Raw genomic sequence first — 12062 nt, 5'->3', positions numbered from 1 at the left:
AAGGCTACTGATATCCCTTCCTTTGAAAATGCCGATATTAGCGAGCTTTTTGCCGATTCTTGTTGTAGCGCGTATCCCTCTTCGGCCGTTTCGGACATCGTTGCCCACAATTTGGATTACCGTGACATCGCCCACGAAGGGTCTTGCATCGCCGTGAGCCTGAACGGCAGGACTATTTCGGGCAGACCGTGAACATTGCCTCGCGCGTGCAGCACCTAGCCACGACACGCGAAATCTTCGCCACCGGTTCCGTGCTTGAGGACCCGCGTGCCTCCGAATTCCTGGCGCGGCGCGGCCTGACGCCGATGTCGCACAACGTCATGCTTCGAGGCATTACCGACCAGATCAGCACATTACCGACCAGATCAGCATCTTTACGATTCCATAAGTTTCGGCCCGGGATAACCTTAGCGGCCTACGCCATATTGATCGTTTTTTGAGCACCCATTCCCTTGACACGTTTTTGTGCAAATCCTACTATTTTTTGAACAATTGGTAAAAAACAGGGGATCAAGGCAGTGACAAAACAAACTATAATTTCGCGGCGCGCAGTATTGGCAACGGGAGTGGCGCTGGGCGCGGGGCTTTTGGTGCCGGCCGCAAGGGCGCAAGGGGTTATGAAGGTCGCAGGCGTTCATGCATCCCCCGTTGAAAATGCGTGGAATTCGTGCCTTCACAAGGCACTTCAGGACGCCGCTGCCGACGGAACCATTGAATATGTCTTCTCCGAAGGCGTATCCGGAACGGACTATCCTCGCGCCATGCGCGAATATTCGGAACAAGGTTGCAAACTGATCGTTGGCGAATCCTACGCCGTGGAGCGTGAAGCCCGGCAGGTCGCAGCCGATTATCCTGATACCGCTTTCCTGATGGGCTCCAGCGGAGAGGCTTCAGGCAAAAATTTCGGCGTCTTCGGAACCTGGAATCACGGCGGCGCCTATCTCGCCGGTATGCTTGCTGGCGCTATGACGAAATCAGGTACGGTCGGTTCAGTCGGTGCGATTCCGATCCCCGAGGTCAACATGTTGATCAATGCCTTTGCAGCCGGCGTCAAGGAAGTGAGGCCGGATGCCAAGCATATGGTCTCTTTCATCGGCACCTTCTTCGATCCCCCGAAGGCGCGTGAAGCCGGTCTCGCTCAGATCGACGCGGGCGCCGACATACTCTTCGGCGAGCGGATTGGCACTGCCGATGCCGCCAAGGAGCGCGGGATCAAGTCTGTCGGTTCATTGATCGATTATACGCCGAGATATCCCGATACGGTTTTTGCCAATGCCATGTGGTATTTCCGGCCGATCCTCGATGCCGCCGTCGCCGACGTGAAGGCGGGGAAGCCGACCGGCAGTAACTACACGCCCTTTGGTTTGATGAAGAATGGCGGCAGCGACATCGTTTACGTGAAGGGTGTGGCTCCGGCGGCAGCGGAGGCCGCCATGGAAGCCAAACGCAGTGCCATCAAATCCGGGGCCTTCGAAGTTCCGATCATGGTGGAGCAGCCCAAGTAACAACGGCGATTGTGTGAGCGGCGTGAGCCTGTTGAAGACAGCGAAGCAAGGGAAAACCCGTGGCGATGCGACAGCGCTTGCTGAGGCAATCAGCACAGGCGAGTCATCCTGCACTGGTGTCATGGTGGCGGCCCTGGCCGCTGCCACGGACCACTCCGGTTTAGGAGCAATCTGCCATCTCGATTCGGATAGCGGCATCGCAGCCGCGATGGCGATGGAACGGGAGCGCATCACTGAACACGTACGTTTCAGCGCACGACCATTCGCAGGCGTTCCCACGCTGGCCAAGGATCTCGGGGGGCCTTTTGCGGGCTTCCCGGTCAATGCAGGTTCGCACGCCTTGGAAGGGCGTGCGGAGGGTTCCGCTGACTCGGATATTGCAAGGCGCTTTCGCGATGCGGGCTTCTGTCTGTTCGGCCTCACCACGAGCCCGGAATTCGGTCTTTCATTGGCAAGCGAACCTGCACGGGGTCCGATCTGCCGCAACCCTCTTGATCCCGCCCGAACGGCCGGGGGCTCTTCCGGTGGCGCTGCCGCTGCCGTTGCCTCCGGTATTGTGGCAATCGCCCACGCGACGGATGCAGGTGGCTCAATCCGGGTGCCCGCCGCGTGCTGCGGTCTCGTCGGACTAAAACCGACACGGGGCGCCATGCCCGGCGGGCCACTTTTCGGCAATCATCTCGGCGGCATCGCCAGCGAGATGGCAGTCTGCCGTTCCGTGCGTGATACGGCGCTGATTTTCCAGACACTCCGTGGCAAGGCTAAAGGTCCCTACGCCGATCCGGTTGCCCCGGACCATAGTGAAAGCAAGTTCCGTATTGGCTTTTTGACCGGCACGGGGGCACTTTATCCCACCGATGATGAACGGTGCCAGACGGTCACGGAGGCCACGCGTGTACTGGAAGCAGACGGACACAAAGTTGTACCGCTCAAATGGGAAACCTTGGAAAAATCCGCTGCCACAAGCCAAAGGGTGTTCGCGGGTATCGTTTCCGTAAACCTTGCCCGCCTTGCGGACAGCGCCGCGATCGATATGGAACTTGCCGAGCCACTGTCGCGGGCCTTTGCCGAGCGGGGTCACCGTATGGCGGGGACGGAATTGTGGGGCATACTGAACGATGCACTCCACGTCAGTTACAATGTCTGGGCATTGTTCGAAACGGTGGACTGTATCCTGACGCCCATGCTCTCTTTTGCACCGCCGGCGATCGGTTCCTTTCCAACCGATCACGTGGATACAGAACTGCATCTTGATCGCATGGCAACTTTCGCGCCGCTTGCCTCGCTTGCCAATGTGTCCGGCTTCCCGGCGATTACCCTGCCCTTCGGCCGGGCCAAGGACGGCTTGCCTTTGCCCGTGCAGTTACTCGCCCCTATGGGGCATGAACCCGTATTGCTTGCTGTTGCTGCAAGGCTTGAAGCGGAGGAACGCTGGCATCACCGCTTCCCTGTTGCGGGTTTGGCGGCATGACGACCGTTCTCGAACTCTCCGGCATCAGCAAGCGCTTTGGCGACATCGTTGCCAACGAGAACATCTCCATCGCACTTCGCAAGGGCGAAATTCTGGCGCTGCTTGGCGAAAACGGTGCCGGCAAGACGACACTGATGAGCATTCTCTTTGGACATTACACGGCAGATTCCGGCACTGTCCGCGTCGATGACGTTGAATTACCGTCCGGCAAACCCCGTGCGGCGATCAGAGCTGGGGTCGGCATGGTGCACCAGCATTTTTCACTGGCGCCAAACCTGACGGTTCTGAACAATGTCATGACTGGCACGGAAAAACTCTGGTCATTCAAGTCCGACACCGCCGCGGCGCGAACGAAACTCCTTAGCATTTCGCAACGCTTCGGCCTCAGCGTCAATCCCGATGCCAGACTTGGCGATCTGTCGGTGGGCGAACAGCAACGGGTGGAAATCCTCAGGGCGCTCTATAACGACGCCCGTATTCTTATCCTCGACGAGCCGACGGCGGTGCTGACGAATATAGAAGCGGAGCGCCTTTTCAGCACGCTGAAGGAAATGGCAAAGCAGGGACTCTCCTTGATCTTCATTTCCCACAAGCTCGATGAGGTGATGGCCGCCGCCGATCGCATCGTCGTCCTGCGTGGCGGCAAGGTGGCAGCAGAGCGGCGCGTGGGCGAGACCAGCAAGGCGGAACTGGCCGAACTCATGGTCGGTCACCGCGTGACACGCCCGATTCGCGATGCGGCCACGCCCGGCGCCGTAGCTCTGGAAGCAACCGGGGTAACGGTCCGGCGGGGCGGCGTGGACCGGCTCAAGGACATCAGTTTCCGGCTGTGCGAGGGTGAAATACTCGGCATTATCGGCGTCTCCGGAAATGGCCAGGCGGTGCTCTCGCATCTTGTGTCCGGTCTTGCGGAGCCAAGTATCGGCAATATCCGGCTTTTCGGGGAACCTCTTGCAAACCTTGGCGTGCGCGCCCTGATCGAATCCGGTATCGGCCGAATTCCGGAAGACCGTAACAATGAGGGCGCGATCGGCGAGATGGCCATATGGGAAAACACCGTACTGGAGCGCATCTGGACTCCCGCCTTTTCGAAATATGGTCTGGTGAACCGAAAGGCCGGCATAGCCTTCGCCCAACGGATCATCGGGGAATTCGACGTACGGGGCGGCAGGCCGACCAGCCGCACGCGTCTTCTTTCCGGCGGCAATATGCAGAAGCTCATTCTTGGGCGCAATTTGCATGACCGGCCACGCATCCTCATCGCTGCCCAGCCGACGCGCGGTCTCGATGAAGGTGCGGTCGCGGCCATCCATGCCCGCATACTGGAAGCTCGCAGTCAGGGAACCGCGGTGCTCCTGATATCGGAAGATCTCGATGAGGTGATCGGACTTGCCGACCGTATTCAGGCCATCGTCAAAGGCAGGCTTTCACCGCCGGTCGCCGCAGAAACCGCCGATCCACGCATGCTCGGTCTGATGATGGCAGGAGAATGGCTCCAGAGCGAAGAGGCTGGCCATGCGTCTTGAACGCCGGGCGCACAGGCCTCTTTTCCTTGTACTGGTTTCTCCGCTGATCGCGGTGGCAGCCGCGCTCGCTATCGCGGGAATCCTGATTGCGATGGCCGGTGCGCCGGTGCTCGAAGCCTATTGGCGGATCGTCACCGGCGCTTTCGGCACGCGTCTTGCTGCCACCGAAACGTTCACGCGCGCCACACCGCTCATCCTGACCGGTCTTGCCGCCGCGGTCGCGTTCCGTGCGCGGCTCTGGAACATTGGGGCTGAAGGACAATTCTATGTCGGTGCAATTACCGTTGCGGCCCTCGGTTCGAGTACGCTCGCCGCTCTTCCGGGACCACTCCTCATCCCTACCCTGTTTTCCGCTGGGGCCTTGGCCGGAATGCTGCTTATGCTGCTGCCTTTGTGGCTGCGTCTGCGCTTCTCGGTCGATGAGGTCGTAACAAGTCTGCTCTTGAACTTCGTGGCCGTCCTGTTCGTTTCACTGCTGGTTGAAGGCGTTCTCAAGGATCCGCTGGCTTTCGGGTGGCCGCAGTCCTTGCCCGTCAGCGAGCACGCATTGCTGCCCAAGCTGATCATGCGTTCGCGCCTCCACATCGGTCTCGCAGTGGCCGTTGCGGCGGCGATAATCGTGCATCTTCTGCAATCGCGGACCGTCTTCGGCCTACGGACGCGCGCAGCGGGCCTGAGCCCCGCGGGAGCGGCTTTCGCAGGCGTGCCGCTCGGCTTGACGCTGGTCAAAGTCGCCTGCCTTTCCGGCGGATTGGCTGGCCTCGCAGGTGCCATCGAAGTGATGGGGGTTAAAGGCTACGTTACCACCGATCTATCGCCGGGTTACGGCTATTCGGGCATTATCGTCGCGATGCTTGCCAATCTGCACCCGGTCGGCGTGATCGCTGCTGCTGTTTTCACGGCGGCGATGTTCGTGGGCGCTGATGGCATGAGCCGGGCACTCGGTATCCCGACCTACATTGCCGACGTCGTTGTGTCGCTTTCGCTGCTGACGATGCTCGTTGCCCTGTTCTTCACCCAATACAGGATCCGCAGATGATGGCCCTTTTCGACATACTGGCCTCGGCGGGCCTGTGGGCTGCGGTCTTGCGGATCGCAACGCCGCTGATTTTCGGAACGCTCGGCGCCGTTCTGTGCGAGCGCTCCGGCGTTCTGAACCTTGGTATCGAGGGCATCATGACGTTCGGTGCGATGGTCGGCTGGCTGACTGTCTATAATGGCGCGGACCTCTGGACCGGAATGCTGGTGGCGGCACTCGCCGGGGCCGTGTTCGGATTGATGCATGCCCTGTTGTCGGTCACGCTCGGTCTGTCGCAGCACGTAACTGGTCTCGGTATTACGCTGTTTGCCTCAAGCCTCAGTTATTTCCTTTTCCGGCTCAACGTGCCCCTCGCCTCTACGCCGCCGACAATCGTGCCGTTCAAGCCGGTCTCTATTCCCGGATTGTCCGATTTGCCATTTTTCGGCCAGGCCATTTTCACCCAGACAATGCCGACCTATCTTGCGATCCTGACCGCCATGGTGATGAGTTATGTCATCTTCCGGATGCCGCTCGGACTTGCGATCCGCATGACCGGGGAAAATCCACACGCGGCCGAGGCGCAGGGCATCAATCCGGTCCGCATACGCTATAGCGCCATCATGGCGGGCAGTGCGCTCATGGGTATGGGTGGCGCGTTTTTGACGCTGTCAGCCTTCAACAGCTTCTTTCCGACGATGGTACAAGGGCGCGGCTGGATCTGCATCGCGCTGGTGGTGTTTGCCTCGTGGCGACCGGGCCGTGCACTGCTCGGCGCATTGCTCTTCGCCTTTTTCGATGCTTTCCAGCTCAGACTGCAACCGGTTCTGGGCGACAGGGTTCCATACCAGATTTTTCTGATGATCCCCTATATCCTGTCGATTGCGGCGCTTGCCCTGGTGGCACGGCGAGCGAAGGTGCCGCAGGCGCTGATGCAAGCCTATCGTCGTGGCGAACGGTAAATCCTGTTTGCGAACCGATTGTCCTCAACCCGCTTTCCATGGTGCACCATGTTTGACCTGATCATCCGAAACGCAAAATCTTCCCGATGGCCGGGAGGCTGTCGATATTTGGATCCGGGACTGCAAGATCGCCGAGACCGGATCAAAGATCGAAGCGACGGCCGCTGCCGAAATTGACGCTACCGGCCGCCTCGTGACCCCGCCCTTCGTCGATCCGCATTTTCATATGGACGCCACACTGTCCCTTGGCCTGCCCGCATGAATCATTCCGGCACTCTGCTGGAAGGTATCGCCCTCTGGGGCGAGCTGCGCCCGATCCTTTCCAGAGAAGCGGTCGTGGAGCGGGCACTGCGCTATTGTGACCTCGCCGTCAGCCAGGGCCTTCTCGCCATCCGCAGCCATGTCGACACCAGCGATCCAGGACTGGTGACGGTGGAGGGGTTGCTGGAGGTACGCGCGAAGGTCGCTCCTTATATCGACCTTCAGCTCGTGGCTTTTCCACAGGACGGCCATTATCGCTCCGCCGGAGCGGTCGAAACCTTGAACCGTGCCCTCGACATGGGCGTCGATATCGTCGGCGGCATTCCGCATTTCGATCGCACGATAAGCGAGGGCGCGGCATCGGTCCAAGCCTTGTGCCGGATCGCCGCCGAGCGCGGGCTGCCGGTGGATATGCATTGTGACGAGACCGACGATCCAATGTCGCGGCACATCGAGACACTCGCCGCCCAGACCGTGCGCGTCGGCCTCCAGGGACGCGTCGCCGGCTCCCACCTCAGCTCCATGCATTCCATGGATAATTATTATGTAGGTATTGCCACATAAACGTGGCGTCAGTATTTCTGGGCTAGAAGGCGTGGCATGATCCAGCTTGCCGTCAGTTACAAACGTCACCGTTTCCCACCGCAGATCATCGCCCATGCCGTCTGGCTCTATTACAGGTTTCCATTAAGCTTGCGCCTCGTTGAGGAAGTGCTGCTGGAGCGCGGGATCACGGTCTCTTATGAAACGATCCGGCGCTGGGGAATAAAGTTCGGTCCAAACTATGCCCGGCGCCTTCGCCGCAAGCAGCCAAGCCGGACTGACGTCTGGCACCTTGACGAGATGGTCATCACCATCACAGGCAGGAAGTGCTGGCTGTGGCGGGCTGTCGATCAGGATGGCTATGTGCTCGACGAGATTGTCCAGAACCGTCGCAACACCAAGGCTGCCAAGCGGCTGCTGATGCGTCTGCTGAAGAAGCAGGGCATGGCGCCGAGGCGTATGATCACCGGCAAACTCCGCTCCTATGGAGCAGCGAAGCGGCAGATCATGCCAACCCTCGAGCACCGTTCCCACAAAGGATTAAACAATCGAGCGGAGAATTCACATCTGCCGCTACGAAAACGTGAGCGAATAAAGCAGGGCTCAAGGAGGCCCCCAACGCTTCGTCGCGCTCTTCTCAGCTCTCAGAAATCTCTTCGTCCCACCTCACACCAACCGCTCAGCAAATGCCATCCGCCACCATCGTCTCGATGCGATAGCGCAATGGAACATCGCGACGATTGCGACTGCCTGAAACAGGCCGTCGAGGCAAACTCCACTTCACCAGCGTTTATGTGACAATACCCCTCGGCGGCGGTATCGGATTGGCGTCCATCTGCGATATCGCCGTAGCGGCGAGCGACTGCCGTTTCGGCTTCACCGAAATCCGTCTCGGTATCATCCCGGCAAAGATCAGCCCCTATGTCGTGGCGAGAATGGGCGAGGGCATGGTTCGGCGCGTCTTCATGAGCGCGCGCATTTTCAGTGCGGACGAGGCCGTTACGTTGAACATAATTGCAAAATCGGTAGACGCCCGGCGAGCTCGACGACGTGATCGAGGCGGAAGTTTCCCCCTATCTTTCGCTGCCGCGGGGCGCAGTCGCCCGAGCCAAACGTCTTGCTCGGTCGCTCGGCCCCCTATCAACGACAAGGTTATTAATGATACCATTCGCCAGTTGGCCGATACCTGGGAAGCCGAGGAAGCCAGCGAAGAGATTGCCGCCTTCCTCGAAAAGCGCAAGCCCCGCTGGGTCTCGTAGGGCACCCATCGCCGGAAAGGGCGCCGGCCCGTCACACGCCAAGTGAGCGACGGTCGTCGATGACCCGGCCGTCGTTGGGAAGGGTACCGGGCTGTTCGATCACGACTGCGCCACGAATCCTGCATTCGGCTCGGATCGCATCCGCCAGAATGTCTGCAAGTCCATTGACTTCGCCCGCATATTCGACATGCAGAGTCAACTGGTCATGCCCGCCTTCTTCGGTAACCACGAGCCGTGCTCTGCCAATTTTATCATGCGGTTTGATGATGCGGGCAACCTGCGAAGGATGAACGAACATCCCCCGGACCTTGGTCGTCTGGTCGGCCCGCCCCATCCAGCCTCTCAACCGCAGTGCCGTACGCCCGCAAGGCGACGGCTCGGGCATCACCGCCGAGAGGTCGCCGGTCGCAAAACGGATCAGCGGATAGAGTGGGTTGAACGTCGTGACGATCACCTCGCCCACCTCCCCTGGCGCCACCGGATCGCCTGTGCCGGCCCGGACGATCTCCACCAGCACATGCTCGTCCGTCACCATGCCATCGGAGGCGCCGCCAGTCTCGTAGGCGATCAGCCCCAGTTCCGCCGTGCCGTAGCACTGCCGCGCCTCAATGCCGCGCGCAGCATACCACTCCCTGAGGTTCGGGAAGAATGGGCCGCCGGTGACCAGCGCCCGGAGCAACGTGGAAGCATCCTGGCCAGCCTCGTCCATGCGCACAAGAATGATTTTCAGAAAGTCCGGGGTACCGACGTATGCCGTCAAGCCCAGCCGCGCGATAGCCGTAGCCTGTTGCTCGGTGTTACCGCCACCGCCCGGAAAGACGCAAGCCCCCAGCTTGGCGCAGGCGTGATCGAACATGAAACCGGCCGGAGTGAGATGATAGGAGAACGTATTGATCACTCTGTCGCCGGCACGAATTCCAAGCGCATGCAGCGCCCGTGCCATCCGCCAGTGCTCCTTGTCGCCCTCGGGCTCGACGATCGGTCCGGGCGAAAGAAAGAGACGACGAAGGCGGCCTGTCTGAACCGTCGCAATTCCGCCTAGAGGCGGTGCTTCTTCCTGCAAGGCGGGCAGATCGGATTTCCGCAACAGCGGAAGTGCCGCCAGTGCCGCACGATTGCGGACAGTCTCCGGATCAATTCCCTCCAGCGACTTTTGGTAGTATGCGGAATGGTGCTTTGCGTTCTCCAGTTGCTGGCGCAGGCTTGCGAACAAATCAGCGTCGCGCTGTTCGGGCGAACGGGTTTCGAGAGCATCGTAGAATTCAGTCATGGCAGTTCCAATCGCTCCTATCAAAGCCAGCGCTTGCGGCGCCTGAAGCTCTTCACGTTGAGGAAGGATCTGCGCTCCTCACCCCCTCCGAGGTAGAACTCCTTGACATCTTCATTCTGCAGCAATTCCTCGGCAGAGCCGTCTAGAACGATCTTTCCATTCTCCATGATGTAGCCGTAGTCGGAGATTTTGAGCGCCATGTTGGCATTTTGCTCGACGAGGAGAATGGAAATGCCGAGCTCCCGATTGAGCCGGCGGATGATTCCGAACACCTCCTTTACGAGCAGAGGTGACAAGCCCATTGACGGCTCGTCCATCATGATCAGACGCGGCTTGGCCATCATGGCGCGACCGATAGCGAGCATCTGCTGTTCTCCTCCGGAGAGGTACCCCGCCAGGCCCTTACGTTCCTTCAGGCGTGGGAAGAAGCGGTAAATTTCTTCGATCTCTGTTTCGACATTCGCACCGGGACGCGTAAATGCCCCAAGCCGGAGGTTGTCGCGAATGGTCATGTCCTGAATGATGCCGCGCCCTTCCATTACAAGAAAGACGCCATCGCGCACCTTGCGATCAGGAGGCGTATGCGTCACGTCGCGACCGTCATAGGTCACGGATCCGCGGGTAATCTCGCCATCGTCGGTCCGCAAGAGCCCTGCAATCGCCTTCAAAGTCGTGGATTTGCCGGCGCCGTTAGCGCCCAGCAGCGCCGTTATTTTCCCCTTTCGAGCATTCAGCGAGATGCCGCGAAGCACCAGGATGACGCCGTTGAAGATCACCTCGACATTGTTGATGGACAGCAGCGCGTCATCCGCCTCCTTTGATAGCGACTCTGCAACTTGCTCGGCGGTCAGTGTCATTGCTGTTGCCCTCCTCTTTATCGACTTGGCGGGAAGCCACTCGGGGCTCCCCGCTCAACGCGCCAGTTACTGCCCCAGCCAGTCGTCGCGACGCGGCAGGGTAATGGTGGCGATCTCCTTGATGACGGCTCTGCCGCCCTCCACGGAGCCGGAATTGATGGTGACCTGCAGCAGGCCGCGATGGTCTTCCTTGGTCCAGGTCGACGGACTGCAGACACCTTCAAGCCCCTTCGGCACCCAGTCCGCTTTTTGATACATGCCATCACGGATATTCGCGCCAGTTATGCCTCCATTGGCGGCTGCCCATTCCATGGCCTCTTTCATGTAGTAGGCAGAGCAAACCCCGCGGATGTAATGGTGCGTCGGCCGGCTACCAACCAGCCCCGTACCGTTTTCGACGATCGTCTTGACAAGGGCCATTCCGGGCACCTCGGCACCGAAGAAGGGCGTGGATGACGGGAATATCAGTCCCTTGGCCTCGGCGGCTTCGACGGTCAGATAGTCACCCGCCCACGGATTGCCCATATAGGTGGCGTCGACGCCGACGGTGTTGCAGCTCTTGACCAGAGAGACGACCGAACCGCCCAGGTTGCCCATGTAGACGTAGTTGGCCCCGCTTTGCTTAACGGTCAGGCACTGCGCCTTGAAGTCGCCCGGCGCGAGGGGCACGACCACCGGATTGGCGACGGTCATGCCGAGTTCCTTGGCATAGGCTGCACATGCTTCCTTGGGCGCGTTTGGATACGGGTGGTTGTCGCCGGTATGGACGAAGATCGGTTTGTCGATGCCTTTGGCGCGGGCTTCTTCGCTGGCCCACTGCACAAGCGCGCGGCATGCGTCCGAATAGGACGGGCCATAGAAGAAATTGTAGGGTGTCCGGGATTTCGTATTGGGGTTCCTGCCAAGCGGATCCGTGAGATGGGCGGAATAGGACGCGGAAATCGTGGGGATCTTGTCGCGTGTGACAAAGCTGATCAGCGCCTCGGTATCTGCCGTACCCCACCCCAGCAGTGCAACCATGCCTTGGCCGACCCACTTCTTGTATAGCGCGATCGCCTCCGGCACTTTGTAGCCGTAGTCCACGGTATCAAGCTTGACCTTAGCGCCGTTGATGCCGCCGTCCGCATTGATCTGCTTGAAGGCATCGGCAACGCCGGCGCCATACTGCTTGCCGACGAAGGCGGTGGGACCGGTATAGTCGGCAAGATGGCCGACAAGAATTTCGCTGTCCTGCGCCATTGTCGGGCCCGCAAGAAGCAGCGCTCCCGTCACGACTGCAGCATATGGCAGTGCATTCAGCAATTGCATTTCCAATCCTCCCAAGCGCGACACGGTTTCTTGGGTCAGATGGCGCCGCGCAAACCGCCAAACCCGATCGATCGTCCCGCTC

Annotated in this window: 9 protein-coding genes and 3 pseudogenes; 9 read left to right on the top strand and 3 right to left on the bottom strand. The window is 59.9% G+C overall.

Annotated features, from left to right (window positions below):
* Nucleotides 1-132: 132 nt before the first annotated feature.
* The 9 genes and pseudogenes from CU102_RS23580 to CU102_RS23540 form a co-directional block, all read left to right on the top strand.
* A pseudogene (locus tag CU102_RS23580) lies at nucleotides 133-350 on the top strand (adenylate/guanylate cyclase domain-containing protein); the annotation flags it as partial.
* A 168-nt stretch (nucleotides 351-518) separates the two neighbouring features.
* The gene (locus CU102_RS23575) at nucleotides 519-1505 is read left to right on the top strand and encodes a BMP family protein (RefSeq protein WP_106713525.1); all 987 of its coding nucleotides are present in this window, start codon (nucleotides 519-521) and stop codon (nucleotides 1503-1505) included.
* 22 nt (nucleotides 1506-1527) lie between these two features.
* A complete protein-coding gene (locus CU102_RS23570; RefSeq protein ID WP_245425498.1) occupies nucleotides 1528-2976 on the top strand; it encodes an amidase in 1449 nt (482 codons plus the stop codon).
* A complete protein-coding gene (locus CU102_RS23565; protein ID WP_106713524.1) occupies nucleotides 2973-4502 on the top strand; it encodes an ABC transporter ATP-binding protein in 1530 nt (509 codons plus the stop codon). Before CU102_RS23570 ends, CU102_RS23565 begins: the two co-directional genes overlap by 4 nt.
* Entirely contained in the window at nucleotides 4492-5541 is a 1050-nt protein-coding gene (locus CU102_RS23560) for an ABC transporter permease (RefSeq protein WP_106713523.1), read from the top strand. The genes CU102_RS23565 and CU102_RS23560 overlap by 11 nt, the downstream gene beginning before the upstream one ends.
* Nucleotides 5538-6482: an ABC transporter permease gene (locus CU102_RS23555; RefSeq protein ID WP_106713522.1), complete on the top strand. Its 945-nt coding sequence runs from the start codon at nucleotides 5538-5540 to the stop codon at nucleotides 6480-6482. The genes CU102_RS23560 and CU102_RS23555 overlap by 4 nt, the downstream gene beginning before the upstream one ends.
* Before the next feature lie 48 nt (nucleotides 6483-6530).
* A pseudogene (locus CU102_RS23550) lies at nucleotides 6531-7292 on the top strand (cytosine deaminase); the annotation flags it as partial.
* A gap of 51 nt (nucleotides 7293-7343) precedes the next feature.
* Nucleotides 7344-8040: pseudogene (locus CU102_RS23545) on the top strand (IS6 family transposase).
* A 40-nt stretch (nucleotides 8041-8080) separates the two neighbouring features.
* The gene (locus tag CU102_RS23540) at nucleotides 8081-8545 is read left to right on the top strand and encodes an enoyl-CoA hydratase-related protein (RefSeq protein ID WP_166648556.1); all 465 of its coding nucleotides are present in this window, start codon (nucleotides 8081-8083) and stop codon (nucleotides 8543-8545) included.
* 31 nt (nucleotides 8546-8576) lie between these two features.
* Here the strand turns inward: CU102_RS23540 and CU102_RS23535 are convergent, their stop codons facing one another.
* The 3 genes from CU102_RS23535 to CU102_RS23525 all read right to left on the bottom strand — a co-directional run bounded on the left by CU102_RS23535 (nucleotide 8577) and on the right by CU102_RS23525 (nucleotide 11980).
* Complete coding sequence (locus CU102_RS23535; RefSeq protein WP_106713520.1) at nucleotides 8577-9815, bottom strand: phenylacetate--CoA ligase family protein; 1239 nt, start codon at nucleotides 9813-9815, stop codon at nucleotides 8577-8579.
* 20 nt (nucleotides 9816-9835) lie between these two features.
* The gene (locus tag CU102_RS23530) at nucleotides 9836-10672 is read right to left on the bottom strand and encodes an ABC transporter ATP-binding protein (RefSeq protein ID WP_106713519.1); all 837 of its coding nucleotides are present in this window, start codon (nucleotides 10670-10672) and stop codon (nucleotides 9836-9838) included.
* Nucleotides 10673-10738: 66 nt separating this feature from the next.
* The gene (locus tag CU102_RS23525) at nucleotides 10739-11980 is read right to left on the bottom strand and encodes an ABC transporter substrate-binding protein (RefSeq protein ID WP_106713518.1); all 1242 of its coding nucleotides are present in this window, start codon (nucleotides 11978-11980) and stop codon (nucleotides 10739-10741) included.
* Nucleotides 11981-12062 lie beyond the last annotated feature (82 nt).

This window comes from Phyllobacterium brassicacearum (genome assembly GCF_003010955.1).
Lineage (GTDB): Bacteria > Pseudomonadota > Alphaproteobacteria > Rhizobiales > Rhizobiaceae > Phyllobacterium > Phyllobacterium brassicacearum.
Note: the sequence above shows the minus strand (reverse complement) of the source record. Positions and strands in the feature narration are given on the sequence as shown.

What these genes read in the sequence shown, in the direction of transcription:
- CU102_RS23565 (WP_106713524.1), top strand. Translation starts at nt 2,973, where the DNA reads ATGACGACCGTTCTCGAACTCTCCGGCATCAGCAAGCGCTTTGGCGAC.
- CU102_RS23560 (WP_106713523.1), top strand. Translation starts at nt 4,492, where the DNA reads ATGCGTCTTGAACGCCGGGCGCACAGGCCTCTTTTCCTTGTACTGGTT.
- CU102_RS23555 (WP_106713522.1), top strand. Translation starts at nt 5,538, where the DNA reads ATGATGGCCCTTTTCGACATACTGGCCTCGGCGGGCCTGTGGGCTGCG.
- CU102_RS23535 (WP_106713520.1), bottom strand. Translation starts at nt 9,815, where the DNA reads ATGACTGAATTCTACGATGCTCTCGAAACCCGTTCGCCCGAACAGCGC.
- CU102_RS23530 (WP_106713519.1), bottom strand. Translation starts at nt 10,672, where the DNA reads ATGACACTGACCGCCGAGCAAGTTGCAGAGTCGCTATCAAAGGAGGCG.
- CU102_RS23525 (WP_106713518.1), bottom strand. Translation starts at nt 11,980, where the DNA reads ATGCAATTGCTGAATGCACTGCCATATGCTGCAGTCGTGACGGGAGCG.